Origin of the sequence: Pseudoruminococcus massiliensis (genome assembly GCF_900291955.1) — a bacterium.
Classification (GTDB): Bacteria; Bacillota; Clostridia; order Oscillospirales; family Acutalibacteraceae; genus Pseudoruminococcus; species Pseudoruminococcus massiliensis.
Genome location: NZ_OLMR01000001.1, coordinates 426,443 through 450,376, shown reverse-complemented (window position 1 = coordinate 450,376; position 23,934 = coordinate 426,443). Strand labels below are relative to the sequence as shown.

Below are 23,934 nucleotides of genomic sequence, written 5' to 3'. Positions count from 1 at the left end.
GAATACTTGATATTTCAGGTGAAATCTGTTAGAATATAGTGAAAATAGGGAAGGACTGATTTTTATGTTATCTAAAAACCTTATTGACCTTGAGAATCTCTCTGTTAAAGAGATTCTCGATATAATTGACCTTGCCAATAAGATTAAAGCTAATCCGTCGGAATATGCAAATGCTTGTCAGGGAAAAATACTTGCAACTCTTTTCTATGAACCTTCAACAAGAACCAGAATGTCATTTTCAACTGCTATGATGCGTCTTGGTGGTAATGTTATAGGCTTCGATAACCCAATGAATTCCTCTGTTTCTAAGGGTGAAACGCTTAAAGATACGCTTACGGTTATAGGTGGATATGCTGATATTATCGCAATTCGTCACCCATTAGAGGGTTCTGCTGAGGCGGCAGCAATGTATTCTCCGGCACCGATTATAAATGCTGGTGATGGTGGTCATCTTCATCCAACACAAACTCTTGCTGATATTGTAACACTATATAATGAAAAAGGCAGACTTGATAATCTTTGCATTGGTCTTTGTGGTGATTTGAAATATGGCAGAACAGTTCATTCCCTGATAAAAACTATGAGCAGGTTTAAAGGCAATAGATTTGTGCTTATATCTACTCCAGAGCTTACAGTGCCACAATATATTAAAGATGTTATGAATAATGCTGGTTGTGAATATACAGAGCTTACAAGTCTTAAAGAAGCTATGAGCGAACTTGATGTTCTCTATATGACAAGAATACAGAGAGAACGCTTTGAAAATGATGAAGAATACGAACGCCAAAAAGGTGTTTTTGTACTTGATAAGGAAAAACTTGATTTAGGTAAATCTGACCTTCGTATACTTCACCCACTTCCAAGAGTTGATGAGATAGATTATGAGGTTGATGATGACGAAAGAGCCAAGTACTTTCAACAGACAGTTTATGGAATGTATGCAAGAATGGCTCTATTTATGACAATGCTTAATGGCGAAAAAAAGGTACTAAAAAAATATAAAAATGATGGTCCTTATAAAGATGTTATCTGTACAAATGAGCATTGCATAACTCATCAAGAAACATATTTGCCTAAGAGATTTAAGGAATATGGTGATATGCTTGTCTGCGAATATTGTGAAAACAGCACTCATAAATAATAACAAAAAGAACAAGCCGGTTATGCTTGTTCTTTTTTCCTCTCCAAGAAAAAATGGTTATACTAAAAAATTGCTTGATTCATTTTTAAGTGTTGCAAAAAATGAATATGATGTTAGGATTATAGATTGCTATAAGCTTATGCCTAAGCCTTGTATACACTGTGGAAAATGTGAAACCGCTGATTTATGTGTATTTGATGATTTAGATGAATATAATACACTTCTTAACGAAGCAGAGGCTTTGGTTTTTGCAAGTCCTGTATATAATTTATCTGTGCCAGCACCACTGAAAGCTTTAATAGATAGAAGCCAAAGATATTTTTCAAAGAGGTTTTCACTTGGTATTAAGCCACCTATAAAAAAACATAAAAAAGCAATTTTATTACTTACTTGTGGAAGTGATGATAAAAGTGGTTTTGAGATTATAGAAAAACAGCTTTCGAGAATGTTTACAATTATAAACACTGAGCTTTTCGGAAAGGTTAGTATAGCAGAAACAGATAAAATCAAGGATACCACTGAATGTGAAAGGCAAGCTTACGAACTGGCAAAAAGCTTGGCTGATATAGTTTAAATTTACATAATTTTATATTAAAAGACCTCTCATATCAGAAATTTAAATCTGGTATGAGAGGTTTTAATTTAGATAGGAGATGGATTTTCTCCAACTATATTTCCATAGAGGGAAAGCGAGGTGTGGTTTTTATCGAATGGATTCGTTATAACAAGTCTGGCATTTTTGCTCGAAATAGTATTGTCAAAGCTAAGATTTTCAATCGTAGCAAATTTAACCCATTTAGTCGAGCCACCATTGTGTTTAAGAATATAAATTGTATCATCTTCTATTTTATATTGACCTTTGATGATTTCGTAATCATCTTCTGTATTATGCATAGTGCAATAACGATAGAAAATGAATTTTCCATTAGCTTTTAAGATGAATTGATATACAAGTGTTGGTGAATGGCAGGTTATACACTGCATAGTTGTATTTTCCCATACTGATGAGCTTCCGCCAATATGAATTGATGTGCTTAATATCTTTTTTAAGGCGTCAAGCTTTTTTAGGGTTACATCTACATGGTCATAGCCAGATAATGATTCATAGAGCTTAAGGGCTTCTACATATTTGTTTGTGTCATATAAGTAGTTAGCCTGACTTAATGTTGCAGAATTTGCCTTTTCAAGAGCATCTGTATTTTTTGTTATTTCATATATCTGCATAAAAAGTTGGCTGGCATCTGAATATTCACCCTTATTATAAAATTCATCAGCTTTGTTCATAACGATATTTTCGACCTTTTCTGCAAGCTTTTCAGAATCTTCATAACCATATAAATCTGAAAGTGTTTTAAGAGCAGAAATATAATCTCCGTTGGAATACAGAAATTCACCATATTTATACATAGCCTCAAGGTATTTTTCTGAGGAATCACTATAATCTATCTGATGGAAAATATCAGCCGCTTCAAGATACTTTTTATCATTAAAAAGATTTTTTGCTTTAAGATACTTGGCATGAAGAATTTTTTGTTTGCTGTCACTATAGCCATTTAATTTGCTTAGGGAATCTATTGCCTCGTCATATTTTCCCTCATTTATTAATGCTGTTGCCTGATAGTAATTGCTTGCAGGAATCAAAAAATAGTAGGTACAGAATGTTAATGCAGCAGCAAAAAGAAGTATGATTGTAAATGCAGCTATTTTGCTTTTGCCAAACCTGAATCCAGACTTTTTTTCTTTCTTTCTTTTCTTTGGTTTAGACTGAATATTTAGAGAAGCTTCCTGTTCTTTTGAAGTATCAATTTGAGTTTCAGCTGGTGAAATTTCTTGTTCGTTATTTTGATGTTTAAAAAGTTTTTCATTGCGGTTCATACTTGATACATCGGTGTTTTCAAGTAGCCATTCAAGTTCTGCGCCACATTTACAGCAAGAACTTTCGACCGACCAGTTGAATGTACCACAAACGCAAAGCCAATAATTACTTCCTATTTGTGGTGCATAAAGCAGCTTATCGAGAGGAAGTCCCTTTTTAGACCATGAATTTCTTAAATTTTCAAAATATCTGCCCATATATGAGGATATATTATTTTGTTTAATAGAAACATTAAAATGCTGAGCTTTTTCGTTAATCCATTCTTCTCCGTCAGAATCAATAGCACTATTAAGAATAATATCAATAGACATAGTTTCAGGATTTTCTATTGGAATTAAAGTATCGTCTCCGAAACACTCATTTCTTTTTGCATTAATATTTTCAAATGAATAGTTTTCGATGCGTGCAATTTCATTTCTTATTATGCCATAGCATATGATGTCTATTTTAATTGATTTAAGAGTTTCGGGCTGGATATTCATAAACTTTATATTGGCAAAAAGTTCATTAGAATCATTTTCCTTATATAAGTTAGCACAACAAATAAAAAGTGGTGAACCATCGAGCCACCTTATTTCATTATTTGAATTTATGATTTGAAAATCAGCCTCATTCATATCCAACCCTCCTTTTTTATATAAAAATACATATTTATTCTATTATAAATAGTAACTCATGTCAAGAAAAAAATTCACAGAAAATTCATAATTTACAAATAGCAGATATATCTAATCAACGATTTTTTGCTTTATTCAGCATTGAAAGTTGTTGAAATATGCTGTATAATATATAAATAGCTGTTTTTAAGATAATATTAAATGTTAGGAGCTTCAGAAATGGAGATACGCACTATTAAAGCGGAAACAATTACTGATACAGTAGAAAGGCTTTTTAAAGACTTGAATTATAATATTGGAAATGATATAAGCGAGGCCCTTTGTAATGCACAGAAAAATGAGGAATCGCCTGTCGGAAAGGCTGTTATAGCCCAACTTTTAGAAAATAATAAAATTGCTGCGGAGGAGAAGATACCTATCTGTCAGGATACAGGAATGGCTGTTCTTTTTGTTGAATATGGCGAAAGAGTTGTTATTGATGGCAATTTTAAAGAAGCTGTTGAGGAGGGTGTCCGCAGAGCATATGTCGGCGGGTATTTGAGAAAATCTGTTGTTACTGACCCTGTTTTTGATAGAGTCAATACTAAAGATAATACTCCTGCAATTATTTATACTGATATTGTTGAGGGAGATAAGATTAAAATTCTTGCTGGCTGTAAGGGCTTTGGCAGTGAGAATATGTCTCAGATTAAGATGCTTACACCATCTGCTGGAATTGAGGGCGTAAAGCAATTTATACTTGATGCAGTTAAATATGCAGGTCCTAATCCATGTCCACCGATTGTTGTCGGAGTTGGAATCGGTGGAACATTTGAGAAAGCGGCACAGCTTGCCAAAAAAGCTACTCTAAGACCGATAAATACTAAAAATGAAGACCCACGCTATGCAAAGCTTGAGGACGAACTCATAGAAGAAATAAATAAAATGGGTTTTGGCCCAGCAGGTCTTGGTGGAAATACAACAGCAATAGGTGTTAATGTTGAAACATATCCAACACATATTGCAGGTATGCCAGTTGCGGTTAATATCTGTTGTCACGCTGCAAGACATAAGGAGGCAGTTATATGATTATAAAGACAGATGACGGAAAAATTAAAATAACTCTTCCGCTTACAGATGATGATATAAAAGAACTTCACGCAGGAGATAGCGTTCTTATCTCAGGCAGTCTTATTACAGGTCGTGATGCCGCTCATAAAAGGCTTTATGAGCTTATAGAAGAGGGAAAGGAACTTCCTGTTGATATTAAAGGTGAGGTTATCTACTATGTAGGCCCTGCACCTGCAAAGCCTGGTCACGCAGTAGGCCCTGCTGGTCCTACATCAAGCTATCGTATGGATAAATATTCTCCTATTTTGCTTGATTTAGGTTTGAAAGGCATGATAGGCAAGGGTGCAAGAACTCAGCCTGTTATTGACGCTATCATCAGAAACAAGGGCATTTATTTTGCAGCAATAGGCGGTGCGGCGGCTCTTATTTCAAGGAGTATTAAGAGCAGTGAAGTTCTTGCCTATGAAGATTTAGGCACAGAGGCTATATATCGTTTTGTTATAGAGGATTTTCCAGCAGTAGTTGCTGTTGATTCTTTTGGCAATGATGTATATAAATTTGGTGCAGAAAAGTACAGAAAATAATGCTTGATATAATGGCTTTGAAAAATTATTAATTTAGAAGTTATGGTCAGCATTTATTTTTCAGAAAAATAGTTACCAAAAGCGTTAATTGGCGGACTTTGTCCGCCAATTAACGGGCAAAGAATGTTAAGGGCTTTGCCCTTAAAACCCACGAGGGACTCCGTCCCTCGACCCTGTGAGCCTTTGAAAAGGCTCAAGCGAAACTTTTATCTGTCTTAGATTAAGTTAGTAAACTATTGTAGGGGCGAAATATATTAGCTCACTCGGTAGCTACTTTCTCCGCATGAACAAGCTGCTTATGCTTACTACGAGCGAGACTTGTCGAGCGATTCCGCGTCTTGACGGCGGAGGCACTCCGTAAAATTATAATCAGAGAGGAAATGAAAACTATGAGCAATACCAACGAAAAACAAAGCTTCGCTACCCGTGCCGTACACGCTGGCAATGGTATCGACACTAACACAGGTGCTATTAAGCACGCTATCACAATGGCTAACAGCTATGTACTCCCTTATGACGCAACAACTCTTAACTGGAGTGATGCAGATGTAAATATCTACACAAGAAACGGCGGTGCTAACCAAGGTTATCTCCAAGAAAAGCTTGCTTCTCTTGAAGGCGGTGAGGATTGCGTAGTTCTTGCAAGTGGTGTTGCGGCTCTTTCAGGTCTTTTCTTTGCACTTCTCAAGAGCGGTGACCATGTTATTTTCTCAAGCGTTACATATATCGCTGTATATCGTCTTTTGAATGAGCTTTTCAACAATAAGTTTAATATTGAAACTACTATTGTTGATACAACAGACATTGATGCTGTAAAGGCGGCTATTCGTCCTAATACAAAGCTTATTCATATCGAAACTCCAGGTAACCCAACTCTCAATGTTACTGATATTAAGGCTATTGCAGACCTCGCACACGAGCATAATATTCTTCTTTCCTGTGATAATACTTTTGCTTCACCTTATAATCAGCGTCCTTGCGAGCTTGGTGCAGACTTTACTGTTGAAAGTCTTACAAAATATATTAATGGTCATGGCGATGCTATGGGTGGTGCTATTATCGGTAAGAAAGAATATCTTGATATTATCAGAGCACAATCTCAGGTTAATCTCGGTGCTACAATCAGCCCGATGAATGCTTGGCTTATTATGCGTGGTTCGGTTACACTTCCACTCAGAATGAAAAAGCACAACGAGAATGCTCAGGCTGTTGCTGAATACCTCGAGTCACTTCCTTGCACAAGCTTTGTTGCATATCCTGGACTCAAGAGCAGTAAGTATTATGAGCTTGCAAAGGAGCAAATGCCAAACGGTTGTGGTGGTGTATTCTCATTTGGACTTAAAGCTGACCACGATACAATCAATAAGTTTATAAGTGAGCTTAAAATGATTGTTTCTGCTGTTTCTCTTGGACACGAGGGAAGTCTTATCGTATTCCTCGGCGAAGATGACGAAAGACAGTATCTCTATCCAGAAGAATTCCATAATGGCTTTATGCGTTTCTCTGTCGGTCTTGAGGACGCTGAAGATATTATTGCTGACCTCGATCAGGCACTTCGTAAGTCTGGTATTCTAAAATAATTAAAATTTGATGATAGCTTGAGTTTTGAGAAGTATTAAGATAGTTTCTATGTATTTGAAAACTGTAAGCTTTTAGCTGTCTTAGGGTTGATTTTATATCAGCCCTATTTTATTGTAAGAGGGAAAATTATGGCTTTTACTTATGATGAAGTCCTTAAACTTAAAAAGTATATGGACGAAAAACTTTCTGTATATGTTCACTTTCACGATGCCTGCGGAGGTCAATATTTTAATCTTGATGAACCGAATGAGGACGCTAAGCACGAACTTGAAAGATATTTCGCAAAGCTAAATAAATCCGTTAAGTTTGCAGAGGATAATATGATCTTTACTGTTGAGGAGGGTAAGAATAATGGTTAAGTTTTATGATAGCGTTGATGATAGTTTACTGAAATTTGCAGTTATCTTTGCTATGTACGACGGAAAATATATTTTTTGCAAGCATAAGCAAAGAGATACCTTCGAAATTCCCGGTGGACATCGTGAAGAAAATGAAACCATAGACGATACTGCAAAGCGTGAACTTTATGAAGAAACAGGTGCAGTAGATTTTGAAATTGAGCCTGTCGGAGTTTATTCTGTCACTGAAAAAGGTAATTTTAATGGTGCGGAAACCTTTGGTATGCTGTATTATGCAAATATCAGAAGCTTTGAAACAGAACTGCATAGCGAGATTGAAAAAATTATCATAACTGATAAAGTTCCCGAAAATTGGACATACCCAACAATTCAGCCTGATATTTTTCAATATGTTTTGAATTATTTAAAAAAGGAAAGAATGATATGAAATTTCATAAAAAACATCCTTATCTATTTTGGGAGCTTATAGGCTTGGCAGTACTATTTATTGATTTTTTACTTATTGTCTGTTTTTTTGGCTTACTTGATTTAAAGGGCGATGCAGTTTATGCAACGATTGTTTTCACTGCAATTTTTGCGGGATTTATTATATTACTTTCGCCTGCTATAATATTTATCAGGCATAGAAAATCTGCAAGCTCAATAAGATACGATAACTTTGCAGATGCAATAATATTTGAGAAAAAATCAGATGTTTTGAAAGCGGTACTTGTTTTTATAATTAGTTTACTCGTATTTATAGCAGTTGCAGGATTTATGTGTTATACTGGGTTTGTGATTTTCATACCACTTGCAATTTATGCCGCAGCTGCGGTTTATATTCCATGGAAAAAGTATACTCTTTCTAAATTTTATAAGGTTAAAAATGCAGAAAAATATTGCGAGTTAATTTGTGCTGATGACAGTGATTTTCTTGATAGGCTGGATAAAGAATATACATTGACAGTTTTTAATATTGGCAATAAACCAGATGCCGAGCTTTTGAATTTCTTATATAATGCAATGAATTTTAAAGGCTTTATTAAAGATAACAAGCTTAGAATTTATATTCTGGATAATGCTTTTATAAGCAAAACGTACAGCTTTAAAACCGAGCCGAATCTATCATTGCTTTGTATTCTTCCTGATGATTTGAATCTTTCAGATAAAAATGAGCTTAGCAAACTGTTTAATTACCGTACAAGTGCTCTGTTTGATAAATATGAAGCAGTTATACATATATTGATTGAGGAATATATAGAATGTATAAATTACAATGAATATTTAAAGTGATTATATCATTAAAATTAAGAATATAATTACCTGCGACCTTTTAGGATGATGGTCATTTTAAATTTAAGAATATGGTTGACAAAATCATATGCTTGTGTTATCCTATTATTACATTAGCGTGCTAAAGCAAAAGCACAAAATTGAGATGAGGTATATTATGAAAAATTACAGTAAAATTACTCCTGAGGGTACAAAGGATTTCCTCTTTGAGGAATGCCTTTCCACAAGGACGGTTTCATATATTTTGGGCGAGGTCTTTTCTCAAAGAGGATTTCATGAGGTTTTGACTCCTGGAGTTGAATTTTATGATGTTTTCTCAAATCCTGCTGCACAGATTCCGCAGGAAAATATGTTTAAATTGAGTGATTCTAAGGGCAGACTTATGGTTGTCCGTCCAGACTCAACTCTCCCGATAGCAAGAATGACTGCTACAAGACTTCAAAACGAGGTTTTGCCAATCAGACTTTATTATAATCAGAGAGTTTATAGAAATAATCGTGGCTTAACAGGCAGAAGTAACGAGGTTATGCAGACAGGTATAGAGCTTTTAGGCATTTCTGGTAAGCGTGCAGACCTTGAAATCATTACTACTGCTATCGAGGCATTGACAAGATGTGTTCCTGATTTTAGAATAGAACTTGGTCATGCTGGCTTCTTTAAGGCTCTTTTGAATAAGCTTCCTGTATCTGATAATGAGCGTGAGGATATACATTCATTCATCGAGGCAAAGAACTATTCCGCACTTAATAGTTTTCTTGATACCCTTGAGCAGACTAAGGCTGTTGCAGCAATCAGAAGATTGCCAAGACTTTTTGGTGGTGAGGAAGTTCTTAACGAGGCATCTGAGCTTTGTGATGATAAGGACGCACTTCGTCCACTTGAGTATCTCAAGGAAATCTATGATTGCCTTACAAAATTTGGTCTTGGTGAAAGACTTATGATTGACCTCGGACTTGCTCAAAGAAATGACTATTATAGCGATATAGTTTTTTCAGGCTATGTTGAGGGTTCAGGTGAACCTGTGCTTATCGGTGGTCGTTATGATAAGTTGCTTGATATTTTCGATTCACCTATGCCTGCAAGTGGTTTCGGTATAAATGTAGACACTCTTGCAAAGGTTATGCTTTCAAGAGGTCAGATTAAAATGAAGCCATTGCCTGATGTACTTGTTCATGGTGATGATAGCTTTGAGGTTAAGTCTATAAAGCATTATCAAGCACTCACACAGAGCGGACTTATCTGCGAGAACAGCGTATTCTCTACAAGAGATGAGGCTATTGCATATGCAAAGAAAAAAGGTATAGCAAGAATTGACTTCGTTAATGAAGAAGTCGAAACTGTTCTCTTAAATTAAGATTTGAAAGGATTTTATTATATATGAAGCCATTAAGAATTGCTCTTACAAAGGGCAGACTTGAAAAGGATACAATAGGCTTGCTTGAATCGGCAGGATATGACTGCACAGCCGTTCGTGAAAAGGGCAGAAAGCTCATTCTTCCGATAGGTGATGGAGATATTGAGGTTGTTCTTGCAAAGGCTGCTGATGTTATTACATATGTCGAAAACGGTGTATGCGATTTAGGCGTTGTTGGAAAAGATACTATTATGGAAAACGGTAGTTGTTTCTTTGAGATACTCGACCTTGGTTTTGGTAAGTGTCGTTTCGCACTTGCTGGCAAGGGTGGAAGAAGTGCTGAGGAATTTTTCTCAGGCTATGGAGAAAAGACTATCGCAACTAAATATCCTAATGTTGCAAGAAACTTTTTCGAGGGCAAGGGTATGGATATAAGAGTTATCAAGATTGAGGGCTCTGTTGAACTTGCACCACTCCTCGGACTTGCAGATGCTATCGTTGATATAGTTGAAACAGGTTCTACTCTTAGAGAAAACGGACTTACTATTATAGAAGATAATGTTGCTCCGATTTCTGCAAGACTTATTGCAAATACAGCAAGCTTAAAGCTTAGAAAAGCAGAAATTGAGGCATTGGCACAAAAGATGGAAGAGGAAAGGAGAAAATCCTCATGATTAGAAAAATTAAAGCAGATGGTGTTCAAGAAGTAGAATTTCTTGCAAAGCTCGGCGAAAGAAGCCGTAACACCAATAAAGATGTAACAGAAACAGTAAGCGAAATCATAAATAATGTTATGATGAACGGTGATAAAGCTGTTCGTGAGTATACTATTAAGTTTGACGGCAAAGCTCCTGACGCTTTTGAAGTTCCAAAGGAAGAACTTACAGCTCTTACTGCTGATTGTGACCCTGAATTTATTGCAACTCTTAAAAAGGCTGCTGACAATATTCGCAATTTCCACGAAAGACAAAAACAACAAAGCTGGCTTACAACTAAAGATAACGGTGTTATTATGGGACAGCGTATTCGTGGCTTAAAGCGTGTAGGTCTTTATGTTCCGGGCGGTACAGCAGCTTATCCGTCATCTGTTCTTATGAATGCTATTCCTGCAAAAATTGCTGGAGTTTCTGAACTTATTATGGTAACTCCTCCGGGCAAGGACGGCAAGCCTAATCCAGATATTATGGCAGCCGCAGCTATTGCAGGCGTTGACAGAGTTTTCCTTATGGGAGGTGCTCAGGCTGTTGCGGCTCTTGCATATGGTACTGAATCTGTTCCTAAGGTTGATAAGATTGTTGGTCCTGGTAATATTTTCGTTGCTACCGCAAAGAAGTTGCTCTACGGAACAGTTGATATTGATATGATTGCAGGTCCGAGCGAAATTCTCGTTCTTGCAGACGAAAGTGCAAATCCAAAATTCCTTGCGGCTGACCTTATGAGTCAGGCCGAACACGATAAGCTTGCTTCTGCTATTCTTATTACAACTTCTGATAAGTTGGCAGAGGATACAACAAAGGAAATTTACAGACAGGTTGAGGAGCTTTCAAGAAAGGATATTATTGAATATTCCCTCGATAACTACGGTGTTATTATCGTTTGTGACACTATGGAGAGAGCAATAGAGCTTGCAAATGAGCTTGCTCCTGAACATCTTGAGGTTTGCTGTGAAAATCCTATGGAGTATGTCGGCAAGCTTGATAATGCGGGTTCTGTATTCTTAGGTAACTATTCTCCAGAACCACTTGGCGATTATTTTGCAGGCCCTAACCATGTTCTTCCAACATCTGGTACAGCAAGATTTTTCTCACCGCTTTCTGTCGATACCTTTGTTAAGAAATCAAGCTTTATTTACTATACAGATGAGGCTCTCCAAAACGACAGAGATGACATTATAAGATTTGCAAATACAGAGGGCTTAACCGCTCACGCAAATTCTATTATTGTAAGAAAGAAATAAGAACAAACTTTCCAGACGGGAATCCGTAAGGATTCCCGTTATTTATCTAATACTTATGTTGATGTGATAAAACTTAAAAGTTTCGCTCAAGCCTTTTCAAAGGCTTGCAGTTTCCAAAGGCAGAGCCTTTGTTCGCTCTCCGCAGAGAGCGAAATACTTTATACTTCCTAAACCGCAGGAGGGTAGAAAAACATTCCAGTGGAATGTTTTTCGTAGGGAACCCTCGGAGGGGGTTCCCTGAAAGTTAAATATTTAAAAATTTGTCTAACAGCTTTATTACTATAAAAAAGGAATGATTTTTATGTCATATATTTTATGCGAAAAGGTTCGTTCACTTGAACCTTATGAGCCTATAAGCGGTACATATAATATTCGCCTTGACGCAAATGAATCTTGCTATCAGCTTCCTGAATCATTAAAAGCTGATATTCAAAAAGCTATTGAAAATGTTCAGTTTAACCGCTATCCTGACCCAACAGCCACTGAACTTATAAAAGCTTTCTCAAATTATTATAAACTTTCTCCGAAAACAGTTACCGCTGGAAATGGTTCTGATGAATTAATTTCTCTTATCATTTATACAATGATTGAAGATGGCGGAACAGTTTTGACAGTAAGTCCTGATTTTTCAATGTATGGCTTTTATGCCACTACAGGCGGTCATAGAGTTGTTATAGCAGACAAGAATGATGACTTAACATTTAATGTTGATGAGGTTATCAAAAAGGCTAATGAAGAAAATGCTGCTTTGATTATTTTCTCAAATCCTTGCAATCCAACAGGCTCGGGTGCATCTAAGGAAGAAATGCGAAAGCTTATTACAAGCGTTAATTCTATGGTTGTGCTTGATGAAGCATATATGGATTTCTGGAATGAATCTCTTTTAGATGAGGTTGAAAAGTATGATAATCTTATCATTTTAAAGACAGCATCTAAGGCCGTTGGTTCGGCTGCATTGCGTTTAGGCTTTGCAATAGCTAATGAAACTATTACAAAAGCACTTAGAAGTGTTAAAGCACCGTACAATGTGAACTCAATTTCGCAAGCAATCGGTACAATTATATATAAAAATACAGAAATTTTGGAAAATTCTCGTAAAAGCCTTATATTTTTAACAAAATCACTGTATAATGGAATTATGGCATTGAAAGAGAAATATTCCGTGCCAATGACTGTTTATCCGACCTGTACTAATTTCGTATATATTAAGACTGATTTATCAAAAGAGATTACAGACTTCCTTGCTGAAAATAGTATAGCTATCCGTTTATTCAAGGATAGTCACATCAGAATTTCAACAGGTACAGAGGAAGAAAATAAAATCGTTCTTGAGGTTCTCGAAAAGTTTTTTGCGAAGTTAAGCTAAATCGGAAAACCGACAGCAGAGGAGGTTGCTTAAAATGAGAAGTGCAAAGCTCGAAAGAGTTACAAAGGAAACGAATGTTTCAGTTTCGCTCAACCTTGACGGCGGAGATGTAAAGATTGATACTGGAATAGGTTTTTTCGACCATATGCTCACGGCATTCGGCGTTCATGGCGGTTTTGGTCTTGAGGTTAAAACAAAGGGCGACCTTGAGGTTGACTGTCACCATACTATTGAAGATACTGCTATTGTGCTTGGAAAGGTACTCGGAGAGGCTCTCGGAGATAAGTCGGGTATTGCAAGATATGGTTCATTCCATATTCCTATGGACGAATCACTTGCTTTTTGTTCGCTTGATATAAGTGGCAGACCGTTCCTCGTTTTTGACGCTGAATTCAAAGAGGAGAGAATAGGCGGTTATGATTCCTGTATGACAGAGGAATTTATGAGAGCCTTGGCTTTTAACGCAGGAATCACACTTCATATTAAGCTTTTGTATGGCACAAATTCACATCATGCAACAGAGGGCATTTATAAGGCTGTTGCACACGCTCTTGCTGTGGCTGTGAAAGAAACTGGCAAGGGAACTCTTTCAACAAAGGGTGTTCTTTGATAAAAATGTATTTCCTTGATTATGAAAGGATTGATTTTAGATGATTATTTTACCTGCTATTGATATTAAAGACGGTGCTTGTGTCCGTCTATATAAGGGTGATTTTTCTACCGTTCATAAGGTCGCTGAAAACGCAGTTGATACTGCAAAAAGCTTTGCTGAGCAGGGTGCAAAATGGCTCCATATGGTAGACCTTGACGGTGCTAAGGACGGCGAAAGAAAAAACTCTAAAGTTATACTTGATGTTCGCAAAAATACTTCACTTCATATAGAAGTCGGTGGCGGTATTCGTGATATGGCTTCTATCGAGTATTATCTCAGTCAGGGTATAGACAGAGTTATTCTTGGTTCTGCGGCTGTCAAAAATCCAGAGCTTGTAAAAGAAGCTATAAAGGAATACGGCGTAAAGATTGCCGTAGGGATTGACGCACTTAACGGAATGGTTTCTGCGGAGGGCTGGACTGATACATCAGAAATCAGCTTCACAGAGCTTGCAAAGCGTATGGAGCAAATCGGCGTAAGCTATATTATTTTCACTGATATTTCTAAGGACGGTATGCTTTCAGGTCCTAATCTTAATCAGCTTGACGAGCTTAAAGCAGCTGTTTCTTGCAGAATTATTGCTTCTGGCGGTGTTGCTAACCTCAAGGATATTATCAATCTTACTGACCTTGATGTTTATGGTGCAATCTGCGGAAAGTCCATTTATTCGGGAAGTCTTGATTTAAGAGCGGCTGTTGAAATTGCCAATGCTGCCGAAAACAAAGGAAAGGGTGCAAGCTATGACTACCAGCAATCTTGATTTTATAGATGATTATTTTCAGAAATCTGAGCTTATTCCTGCGATAATTCAGGAAAAAGATACAGGCGAGGTTCTTATGCTTGCATATATGAATCGTGAATCCATGCGTAAGACCTTTGAAACAGGCTATACATGGTTTTATAGCCGTTCAAGACAAGAGCTTTGGAATAAGGGTGCAACTTCTGGACATCTTCAGAGGGTTATCTCTATCAAGGGCGACTGCGACAAGGATACATTGCTTGTAACTGTTGAACAAACTGGAGCGGCTTGTCATACGGGAAGTCATAGCTGTTTCTTTAGAGATTTGCTATAAAAAGTTTTTTGTGGGTTTTAAGCCCTTAAAAATATAATGAGAGGTATGATTAAAATGACAAATGATACATTAAAGGAACTTTACGAAACAATTCTTGATAGAAAGTCTAATAAGCAAGAGGGTTCTTATACTTGCTATCTTTTTGATAAGGGCTTAGATAAGATTCTTAAAAAGGTTGGCGAAGAATGCAGTGAAACAATTATTGCTGCAAAGAATGGCGATAATTCTGAAACAGTTCTCGAAATTTCAGACCTTATCTATCACCTTTTCGTTATGATGGTTGACCAGGGAATCGCTGTTGAAGATGTTATGGCAGAGCTTGATAAGAGAAGCAACAAAACAGGCAATCTCAAGCAATTTCATCAGGTAGATAAGAACACCTGATTTTGTGAGGATTAAGAACTGAGGTTTACTTATGAAAAGAGCTATAAGAAATTTTATTATTGAACTTATATGCTATGTTGTTGTTTTGGCAATTCTTGTAGTTGTAGTTGGATTACTGCTCGGCTGGTCATTAGAAATGATAATAACTCAGGTAATAACCTTTAGCTTTGGCTGGGCTGTTGTAAAAATTATAGCAATTCTTCTTGAAATGAGAGATAGAAAAGAAGATAAAGAAAAAGCCAAAAACAAGAAAAGAAAATAATTTGATTTTAGCGACACGCAGGATTATTTCTTGCGTGTTTCTAAATATGGGGGTTTTTATGGATATAATAAATGCAAAAATTTTCACAATGAATGATGAAGATACTATCATAGAAAATGGCTACATAAAAATTAAAGATGGAAAAATTTTTGAAGTAGGGGATATGCTGAGTTATGCTCCAAGTGGTGATGAACTTATAGATGCTGATGGTGCAAGTGCTTATCCAGGTTTTATAGACGGACATACACACTTAGGTATGTTTGAGGACGGACTTTGCTTTGAGGGTGATGACGGAAACGAATCAACAGACCCGATTACACCACAGCTTCGTGCGATTGACGCTATAAATCCATTTGACCGTGGCTTTGAGGAGGCTTTAGAGGGTGGAATAACAACCATTCTGACAGGACCAGGAAGTGCAAATCCGATTGCGGGAGAATTTGCCGCAATCAAAACCTATGGCAAGCGTATCGACAAAATGATTGTAGCTGCTCCAGCGGCTATGAAATTTGCCCTTGGAGAAAATCCTAAGAGTGTTTATAATGATAAAAGTCAGATGCCAGTTACAAGAATGGCTACTGCGGCACTTATCCGAGAAACCTTATACAAGGCTAAACGCTATATGGAAGATAAGGCAAAGGCACAGAACGATGATGAGCTTGACGAGCCAGAATATGATGCAAAATGCGAGGCTTTGATTCCACTTTTAGAGAGAAAAATTCCTGCACATTTCCACGCACATAGGGCAGATGATATTTTTACAGCTATACGCATTGCCAAGGAATTTAATCTTGATTTAGTATTAGTTCACGCAACAGAGGGATATATGATTCTTGATGAGCTTAAAGAGGAAAATATTCCAGTTCTTGCAGGTCCTTATATGACGGATAGAAGTAAGCCTGAACTGAAAAATCTTAGCAGAGCGGCAACTGGAATAATGAGCAACAATGGCATTAAGACTGCTATTATTACTGACCACCCAGAAACACCGATTCAATTTTTGCCATTGACAGCGGCTGTTGCAGTTCGTGAGGGTATGGACGAATATGACGCTATTCGTGCAATTACATCAACTGCTGCAAAGATTTGTAAGATATATAACAGAGTAGGTTCAATAGAAATCGGAAAAGATGCTGATATTGTACTCTTTAACGATTCTCCACTTGATGTTATGAAAAAGCCAAAGGCTGTTATAGCAGGAGGCAAGTTCATAAATTCATAATTTATGATAAATTTAATAACTTTCTGATAATTTTTAAAAAAATGCTTTATTTTTTTTGTTTATTGTGATATAATCATCTTAGCAAAGGTCCTAATGATTAATCAAGGAGGCACTAAGTATGAATGTTAATATCGTTGGAAGAAAGGTCACACTAAAAGATAATTTTAAAGAGCGTGTAAACAAGAAGCTCGGCAAATTTGAGCGTATTTTCAGTGAAGAAGCAAATGTCACTGTTACTGTAACAGTTGAAAAGAATCGCCAAGTAGTCGAGGTTACTATTAGAGATAATGGAATGCTTTATCGTGCAGAGAGTTCAGCATCAGAAATGAACGATGCACTTGACAGCGTTGTCGATATTTTGGGCGGTCAAATCAGAAAGAATAAGGCTAAGCTTAGCAAGCGTCTGCGTGCAGATTCTATTGACCAATATTTTGCTCCAGTTGGCGAAACTGAGAGTGAAGCTACTGAGGAAGAATATAAGGTTGTCAGAACAAAGCGTTTCCCTGTTAAGCCACAGACAGTTGATGAGGCTATTCTTGAAATGAACCTTATCGGACATCAGTTCTATATGTTCAGAAATGGCGATACAAACGAAATTAATGTTGTTTATAGAAGAAATGACGGCACATATGGACTTCTTGAGCCAGATGGTGAATAATAAAAATTTAAACTGAATGAAGTGGAGCAGTTCGTTTTGTACTGCTCCATTTCGTTTTTAATAATTTATACTTGAATACTGCATAAAATTATGTTAAAATAATAAAAATAATCTATAAAATTTTACACTACCAGAGGTGGGAAGATTGAGAATTCACGAATCCGCAGAAAATTATCTCGAAACTATACTAATGTTAAGAATTAAAAATCCTTATGTTCGCTCTATTGATATTGCAAATGAGCTTGGTTTCTCAAAGCCAAGTGTCAGTGTTGCTATGAAAAATCTTCGTGAGAATGGCTATGTTAATGTTGACAGCGACGGATATATAACCCTTACTGATAAAGGAAAAAAAATTGCTGAAACTATGTATGAGCGTCATAAGTGGATTTCTACTTGGCTTATGCGTCTTGGTGTCAATGAAGAAACTGCTGTTGAGGATGCTTGCAGAATAGAGCATGTTATAAGTGCAGAAACCTTTGAGGCTATTAAAGTCTTTACAAAAGAATTTATGTCGAAAACAAATGATAAAAATGATGAATAAATAAAAATGCTTGCAGAGTTTATTTTCTGCAAGCATTTTTTGTTATTTTCTTTTTGTTACAATCTGTAATGGTAGGGCAAAGAGGATTGTTCCACCAAATATATTGCCAAGCGTTACGAATATGAAGTTGTTTATTACTTCTTGTGTTGGAAGTCCACCGAGAAGAAAAGCGGCAATGGTGAAAATTCCCATATTTGCTATGCAGTGTTCAAAGCCTGCAATAACAAAGGCTGTTATTATACAGAACATAACAATAAGCTTTCCACTTTCGGTTTTCATTCTTGTACCTATGAATACCGCAAGGCATACAAGATAATTACAAAGTACACCTCGAATAAATAATGTAAGAGGGTCAAGCTCTAATTTTCCCGGTATGATTGCTGAGTAGTAATCGGTTAATACTTCACTTGCACAACCGCTTAAAACTAATAATCCACCAAGAATAAATGTTCCTATAAAGTTTCCTGTATAGCTCATAATACAGACTCTTAAAGCGCTGCTGAATTTCACCTTGTTGTTGTAAAGCCCGAATGCCATAGTCATATTGTTGCCTGTGAAAAGGTCACCACCAACAAAAACTATAAGTATGATTGCTATTGGAAATAAGATTGAGCCAAGAAACTTTGAAAGCTCAGGAGAACTTTTGTAGAAAACCGCAGCAGTGATATTAGATAGGATAATCGCTACAACAATGAAAAAACCTGCGATAATTGCTGAAGTCATATATCTTAGCGGAGAGTTTTTCGACATATCACTTTTCTTAATGGCGGCATCACATAATGAGTCTATTTCTTTACTAAACAAGCTGAACCCTTCTTTACTTTTTATAGGTTAAACAAACCAAACTATATTATAATAAATCATTCGCTAAAATACAACTATTTTCTCTATTTTATAATAGGAGATTTTTTTATTAAAACATTTGAAATTTTAATGGCTTTGCCCTTAAAACCCACCAAAGTCTCTGCCTTTGGAAACTGCAAGCTTTTGAAAAAGCTTGAGCAAAACTTTTAATTGTCTTAAAATCGGTAGTTTAGTCCTCCGCGTAAATAAACCTCCCTAACTCATTGCGAGCGAGACTTGTCGAGCGATTACGCGACTTGGGAGCGGCGGCTCGCCGCCTTGAGCAAAACTTTTAATTGTCTTAAAATCGGTAGTTTAGTCCTACGCGTGAGTAACCCCCCTAACTTATTGCGAGCGAGACTTGTCGAGCGATTACGCGACTTGGGAGCGGCGGCTCGCCACAAAAAATGACTTACTCGAAAACGGGTAAGTCATTTTTGATATTTGAAAGATTATTCAACGGATTTCAAAGATTCAACCATATCTATTTTCTTCATCTTGCGATACATTATGATATTTACGATTGCTGAGAATACCGCTGTTAGTGCAAAGCCCCATACAAAGCTCATTGGATTATTTTCTTTAGAGAACATAACCATATCCATCTGAATAGTTTCTACAATAAATCTTGTGAATACTGAACCTAAGAGAAGTCCGACTATTGCACCTACTATTGTGAGAACGATATTCTCACGATAGATATATGCAGCAGTTTCTCCATTATAGAAGCCAAGCACCTTAATAGTAGCAATTTCTCGAACACGCTCTGCAATATTTATATTTGTGAGGTTGTAGAGAACAACTGTTGCTAAAGCACCTGCACAAATGATAAGCACAAGAACAATGACATTCAATGATTGAAGCATATCGTCAACAGATGAGATAATATCAGAAACAAAGCTTATTGTGATAATATTATCATTTTTCATCCATTTAGTTGCAAGGGAGCTTTCAAGCTCGCTGTTTGTATTGTTTATTTGAGCATAAATAGTATTATATCGAATGTTATTTCCTGTGAGTTGCTCATAATAGCTTGGCATCATATATATATAGTTGCTTGCATAGTTTTCAGTAATGCCAGTAATTGTAACCTCATAAGGTTCATCAGATATAAGCATAGTGAATTTATCGCCTATGCCTACACCAAGTATATCTGACATACGTTCGGTTACTACAACGCCTTTATCAGTTAGTTCAACAGGTGTTTTGTTAACACGAGTTCTAAGGTCAATAAGCTTTTTGAAATCTTCATTATTTTGCGGTATTATACAGCTAAGTTCAAGCTGTTTCTTTGAAGAATCTACATAAGCCTTTGTACTGCTTGTGTTACTTGCAAGTATAGTTGAGAAGTTCTTGTCCTTTGAAAGTTTATCAAGTAGAGGCTTGCACTTCTCATAGCGTTCAGATTCTTTGAGAGCCATAACTGCACTGTATTTTGTAATATCTCCAAACTGTTTTTCTGCAACAACTGAAATTGATGCTTTTAATCCAAAACCAGCAACTATAAGTGCTGTACAGCCTGCAACGCCTATAACTGTCATAAGGAATCTTGCTTTATATCTGAAAAGATTTCTCGCTGTAACCTTAGATGTGAAGTTCATATGCTTCCATATAAATGGCATCTTTTCAAGAAGAATACGCTTACCAGGTTTAGGAGCTTTAGGTCGCATAAGAGTTGCGGCATTAAGCTTTAATTCCTTTAAACAGGTGAATATTGCAACTGCACAGGTTGCTATTATAGCAACGGCTGATGATATTAACACAACTCCATAATCTACTGAAAGGTGCATTTCTGGAAGAGTATAGAGTATGCCGTAGGTTTGAACTATAATTCTCGGCAGTGTCGCAATACCTATGAGTGAACCTATGATACTTCCTAAGATAGCCGCAATAGCAGCATATAGGAAATATTTCATTATAATTGAGAGCGGAGTATATCCAAGTGCTTTTAGTGTGCCGATTTCTGTTCGGCGTTCTTCGACCAGTCTTGTCATAGTTGTAATGCAGACAAGAACAGCAACTATAAGGAAGAATACAGGGAATACAACGGCAACAGAATTAACTCTTTCGGCATCTTCTCCAAGTCCTGAATAGCCCTTGTTATCATCTCTGTTATATACATACCATTTGTATTTAGGAATATCTGCGATTTTATCTTCTGCATCTTTGATTTTTTCTTCGCCCTCTGCGAGCTTTTCTTCGGCTTCTTTTTTGCCTGATTCATATTCAGCTTTACCCTCATTAATTTTCTTTTGACCAGCTGTTTTTTGAGTTTCAAGCTCTGTCTTTCCTGCGGCGAGTTTTTCTTCTCCGTCAGATATTTTTTGCTCGGCATCTTTGAATTTTGCTTCGGCAGAAAGTTTTTGAATCTGAAGCTCAAGCTTGCCTTCACGAAGTTTACCTTCTGCACTGGTGATTTTATCCTTGGCTGCGTCTAAGGTAGCTTTGCCTTCGCTGCTCTTTATATCAAGCTCCTTTTGGGCGGAATCAAGCTTTTGTTTAGCTTCCGCAAGCTTTTTTTCACCGTCGTTGAGTTGTTTTTTGCCAGCCTCATATTGTGCTAAACCCTCATCATATTGCTTTTGATATTCAGCAATTTTTGTTTCAAGCTCTTTGATTTTCTGTTTTTCTAAGTCTGTTAGATATTCCTCTGGAATCTTTTTCAGAATATCGAGAGAAGCATTTGCAATAGTAAGAAGTGTATCAAGGTTATTAAGCTGTTCTTTTGCGTCATTCAGCTTTTCTTCGGCTTGAGGCTTGGTTTCATATGTAAATTTATTGTACTGCTCTTGATATTCAGAATTAGCATTATCAATTTTTTGTTGGGCGGCTTTGATTTCTTTGTTATACTTATCAAGTCCGTCCTGATATTCTTTTTTACCTTTTTCAAGCTCTGCTTCGCCGTCCTTGAGTTTTTTTTCTGCGGCAGCAATTTGTTTCTCATAAGTTTTTTTAGAGGACTCAAGTTCCGCCTTGCCGTCTTTTAGTTTTTGTTCATTTTCTTTGATTTCTTTTTCTGCGGCGGCAATTTTTTCATCAAACTCTTTTTGTCCGTCATCTAATTTTTTCTTAGCATCTGCAAGCTGTTGCTCTGCCTCAGCTTTTTTATTGGCATATTCTTTCTTAGCGTCAGCCAATTTCTTTTTAGCGTCTGCAAGAGTTCCTGAGTTAAAGCGGTCTGCGGCATCTTTTGAGAGATTTTCAAAGGTAGTGGTTTCGTCCTTAATCATATTTTTATAATCATCGGAAATCGCTGAATATCCACTGGCAGACGCCTTTGTTTTAACATAAAGCTCAGTATATTTTTCATATGCGAAATCTTCAGCAGGAATCATTGCAAAAAATGAGATTGTTCCGTTTCCAACATTGGTATTGCCGTGCTGAAAGGTTATGTACATAGGAGATTCTACTTTACCAACAATCTTAAATTCGGTTTTTTTAAGATATGTGCTTGTCTTGGTATCTCCGACATTTGGCTGAATCTTTAGCGTATCACCAATATTAAGATTACCATAGCCGAGAGTTGAATTTTCTATGACACATTCGCCAGAATTTTGCGGAAGTCTGCCCTCAGTAACATTAAGCTTATTGATTGGTGTACCGCTTTCGGCTTCTGGTACAGAATGTATTCTTACAACGGAATCGTGGTTTCCAAGGGTTGTAATGACATCTGCCATATATGACGGCATAACCTGCATTACATCTTCGGATTCTTCTATTGCGGAAATATCGTCATTATCAAAGCCGACCGTTGAAACAAGTCTGAAATCCATAAGGTTATTTTCGATAAAATAATCATCAGCCGTTTTTATAAGGCTTGGTGCAGATGATTTTATTCCAGAGAAAAATCCGATACTCAAAGCAATAATTGCAAGTATTGAAATAAATCTCGATTTGGTCTGCCAAATTTCTCGGAATATATTTTTTCTGAGAGATTTCATTTTTATATATCACCTCCAATAAGTGCCATAGACTTACCATTCAATGTCTTCAACATTCATAGGCTCTTTATTAATGGTGTTGCTTACTACCTGACCGCTTCGCATACTTATGACTCGGTTTGCCATAGGTGTAATGGCTGAGTTATGAGTGATAAGCACAACGGTCATTCCGTCTTCTTGACACTTACTTTGAAGAAGCTTGAGAATATTTTTACCTGTATTAAAATCCAAAGCACCCGTTGGCTCGTCACAAAGTAAAAGCTTAGGCTTTTTGGCTAAGGCTCTTGCTATTGAAACTCTCTGCTGTTCACCGCCTGAGAGCTGTGCAGGAAAGTTATTGATTCGGTGTCCGAGTCCAACATCAATGAGAACATTTTCTGCGTCGAGAGAGTCTTTACAAATTTGAGTTGCAAGCTCAACATTTTCCTTTGCGGTAAGATTTGGAATTAGATTATAAAATTGAAAAACAAAGCCTATATCATATCTTCTATAAGCCGCCAATTCCTTACCTCTTAAACGGCTTATTTCACGACCGCCAACAAATATTCTTCCTTTTGAGCAGTTATCTATTCCACCAAGAATATTTAATATAGTTGTCTTGCCCGCACCGCTCTGACCTACAACAACGGCGAACTCACCCTCATTTATAGCAAACGAAACATCATTGACAGCATTTATCTCGATTTCACCCATTTTATAGGTTTTGAATACATTTTGAAATTCAACAAAAGCAGGCATAAATTTTCACTCCCTTATTTAGAAATTCTTACATATATAATGTAAGAGAATTGTCGATATCGAAAAGCAGGTATTTATACTACTTCGATAATACAATATAATTCTACCTTTTAATGTGCATAATGTCAATAAACAAGGCTTATTAAATACAATTATTGGAAAATAATTTGAGCGGAATATTGAAAAGTGCTCATAATGTATCATACTTTTATAGTTGATGATTTTGTCTATTTTTATAATAGATATATAAATGAAACTTAAAAAAATTGAATATGGATTTTGATTTTGTATATAAATTTTAAAAATTTCTTGAAAGAAAAAAATAATTTGCAAGATTTGTTCATTATTTATTCATATTTCTTGAGCATATTAACTAAAATAAAAAAGTGGCATTTAGTAAACCATACGAAATACTGGAATTTGGTTTTATAATTACAATAGAGAATTAAAAAAAAGGGAAAAA

General features: G+C 36.4%; 24 protein-coding genes. 20 read left to right on the top strand and 4 right to left on the bottom strand.

Annotated elements, in window-relative coordinates:
- The first annotated feature begins 64 nt into the window (after window positions 1-64).
- Together pyrB and C9914_RS02155 are read left to right on the top strand one after the other, a co-directional pair.
- Window positions 65-1,141, top strand: coding sequence for an aspartate carbamoyltransferase (gene pyrB / locus C9914_RS02160; RefSeq protein ID WP_106763031.1), 1,077 nt, complete (start codon window positions 65-67; stop codon window positions 1,139-1,141).
- Window positions 1,092-1,715, top strand: coding sequence for a flavodoxin family protein (locus C9914_RS02155; RefSeq protein WP_106763029.1), 624 nt, complete (start codon window positions 1,092-1,094; stop codon window positions 1,713-1,715). The genes pyrB and C9914_RS02155 overlap by 50 nt, the downstream gene beginning before the upstream one ends.
- 68 nt (window positions 1,716-1,783) lie before the next feature.
- Here C9914_RS02155 and C9914_RS02150 read toward each other — a convergent pair whose 3' ends face one another.
- Window positions 1,784-3,634 carry a tetratricopeptide repeat protein gene (locus C9914_RS02150; protein WP_106763027.1) on the bottom strand — a complete coding sequence of 617 codons (1,851 nt, stop codon included), beginning with the start codon at window positions 3,632-3,634 and terminating at the stop codon, window positions 1,784-1,786.
- Window positions 3,635-3,859: 225 nt separating this feature from the next.
- Between C9914_RS02150 and C9914_RS02145 the strand changes: the two genes are divergently transcribed.
- The 18 genes from C9914_RS02145 (at window position 3,860) to C9914_RS02060 (ending at window position 17,949) form a co-directional block, all read left to right on the top strand.
- Window positions 3,860-4,702: a fumarate hydratase gene (locus C9914_RS02145; RefSeq protein WP_106763265.1), complete on the top strand. Its 843-nt coding sequence runs from the start codon at window positions 3,860-3,862 to the stop codon at window positions 4,700-4,702.
- Window positions 4,699-5,268, top strand: a complete 570-nt coding sequence (locus C9914_RS02140; protein WP_022263747.1) for a Fe-S-containing hydro-lyase — start codon at window positions 4,699-4,701, stop codon at window positions 5,266-5,268. The genes C9914_RS02145 and C9914_RS02140 overlap by 4 nt, the downstream gene beginning before the upstream one ends.
- Window positions 5,269-5,657: 389 nt before the next feature.
- A complete protein-coding gene (locus C9914_RS02135; protein WP_022263748.1) occupies window positions 5,658-6,848 on the top strand; it encodes a trans-sulfuration enzyme family protein in 1,191 nt (396 codons plus the stop codon).
- Between the two features lie 129 nt (window positions 6,849-6,977).
- Window positions 6,978-7,208, top strand: a complete 231-nt coding sequence (locus C9914_RS02130; RefSeq protein WP_106763026.1) for an RDAC family protein — start codon at window positions 6,978-6,980, stop codon at window positions 7,206-7,208.
- Window positions 7,201-7,635: an NUDIX hydrolase gene (locus C9914_RS02125; RefSeq protein WP_106763024.1), complete on the top strand. Its 435-nt coding sequence runs from the start codon at window positions 7,201-7,203 to the stop codon at window positions 7,633-7,635. Before C9914_RS02130 ends, C9914_RS02125 begins: the two co-directional genes overlap by 8 nt.
- Before the next feature lie 44 nt (window positions 7,636-7,679).
- Entirely contained in the window at window positions 7,680-8,480 is an 801-nt protein-coding gene (locus tag C9914_RS02120; RefSeq protein ID WP_158707311.1) for a hypothetical protein, read from the top strand.
- A gap of 157 nt (window positions 8,481-8,637) precedes the next feature.
- Entirely contained in the window at window positions 8,638-9,834 is a 1,197-nt protein-coding gene (gene hisZ, locus C9914_RS02115) for an ATP phosphoribosyltransferase regulatory subunit (RefSeq protein WP_106763020.1), read from the top strand.
- Between the two features lie 23 nt (window positions 9,835-9,857).
- Window positions 9,858-10,508, top strand: a complete 651-nt coding sequence (gene hisG, locus C9914_RS02110) for an ATP phosphoribosyltransferase (RefSeq protein ID WP_022263753.1) — start codon at window positions 9,858-9,860, stop codon at window positions 10,506-10,508.
- Window positions 10,505-11,791, top strand: a complete 1,287-nt coding sequence (hisD, locus tag C9914_RS02105) for a histidinol dehydrogenase (protein ID WP_106763018.1) — start codon at window positions 10,505-10,507, stop codon at window positions 11,789-11,791. Before hisG ends, hisD begins: the two co-directional genes overlap by 4 nt.
- Before the next feature lie 301 nt (window positions 11,792-12,092).
- Window positions 12,093-13,157 carry a pyridoxal phosphate-dependent aminotransferase gene (locus C9914_RS02100; RefSeq protein ID WP_106763016.1) on the top strand — a complete coding sequence of 355 codons (1,065 nt, stop codon included), beginning with the start codon at window positions 12,093-12,095 and terminating at the stop codon, window positions 13,155-13,157.
- 34 nt (window positions 13,158-13,191) lie between these two features.
- Window positions 13,192-13,767: an imidazoleglycerol-phosphate dehydratase HisB gene (gene hisB, locus C9914_RS02095; protein ID WP_106763015.1), complete on the top strand. Its 576-nt coding sequence runs from the start codon at window positions 13,192-13,194 to the stop codon at window positions 13,765-13,767.
- Window positions 13,768-13,807: 40 nt separating this feature from the next.
- Window positions 13,808-14,569, top strand: a complete 762-nt coding sequence (gene hisA / locus C9914_RS02090; protein ID WP_022263757.1) for a 1-(5-phosphoribosyl)-5-[(5-phosphoribosylamino)methylideneamino]imidazole-4-carboxamide isomerase — start codon at window positions 13,808-13,810, stop codon at window positions 14,567-14,569.
- A complete protein-coding gene (gene hisI / locus C9914_RS02085; protein WP_181013428.1) occupies window positions 14,550-14,882 on the top strand; it encodes a phosphoribosyl-AMP cyclohydrolase in 333 nt (110 codons plus the stop codon). The genes hisA and hisI overlap by 20 nt, the downstream gene beginning before the upstream one ends.
- A 54-nt stretch (window positions 14,883-14,936) precedes the next feature.
- Complete coding sequence (hisE, locus tag C9914_RS02080) at window positions 14,937-15,266, top strand: phosphoribosyl-ATP diphosphatase (RefSeq protein ID WP_022263759.1); 330 nt, start codon at window positions 14,937-14,939, stop codon at window positions 15,264-15,266.
- A 31-nt stretch (window positions 15,267-15,297) separates the two neighbouring features.
- Entirely contained in the window at window positions 15,298-15,528 is a 231-nt protein-coding gene (locus tag C9914_RS02075; protein WP_022263760.1) for a hypothetical protein, read from the top strand.
- Between the two features lie 58 nt (window positions 15,529-15,586).
- A complete protein-coding gene (locus C9914_RS02070; protein ID WP_106763012.1) occupies window positions 15,587-16,750 on the top strand; it encodes an amidohydrolase in 1,164 nt (387 codons plus the stop codon).
- 118 nt (window positions 16,751-16,868) lie between these two features.
- Window positions 16,869-17,408, top strand: coding sequence for a ribosome hibernation-promoting factor, HPF/YfiA family (gene hpf, locus C9914_RS02065; protein ID WP_106763010.1), 540 nt, complete (start codon window positions 16,869-16,871; stop codon window positions 17,406-17,408).
- Between the two features lie 145 nt (window positions 17,409-17,553).
- A complete protein-coding gene (locus tag C9914_RS02060; protein WP_106763008.1) occupies window positions 17,554-17,949 on the top strand; it encodes a metal-dependent transcriptional regulator in 396 nt (131 codons plus the stop codon).
- Window positions 17,950-17,991: 42 nt separating this feature from the next.
- On the opposite strand, the gene C9914_RS02055 is transcribed toward C9914_RS02060, so the two are convergent.
- From C9914_RS02055 to C9914_RS02045, 3 genes are all read right to left on the bottom strand, one after another.
- Window positions 17,992-18,753 (bottom strand): formate/nitrite transporter family protein, encoded by a 762-nt coding sequence (locus C9914_RS02055; protein WP_106763007.1) that lies wholly within the window; start codon window positions 18,751-18,753, stop codon window positions 17,992-17,994.
- 491 nt (window positions 18,754-19,244) lie between these two features.
- The gene (locus tag C9914_RS02050) at window positions 19,245-22,733 is read right to left on the bottom strand and encodes an FtsX-like permease family protein (RefSeq protein WP_106763005.1); all 3,489 of its coding nucleotides are present in this window, start codon (window positions 22,731-22,733) and stop codon (window positions 19,245-19,247) included.
- Between the two features lie 33 nt (window positions 22,734-22,766).
- Window positions 22,767-23,471, bottom strand: a complete 705-nt coding sequence (locus C9914_RS02045; RefSeq protein WP_022263767.1) for an ABC transporter ATP-binding protein — start codon at window positions 23,469-23,471, stop codon at window positions 22,767-22,769.
- Between the last annotated feature and the right edge of the window lie 463 nt (window positions 23,472-23,934).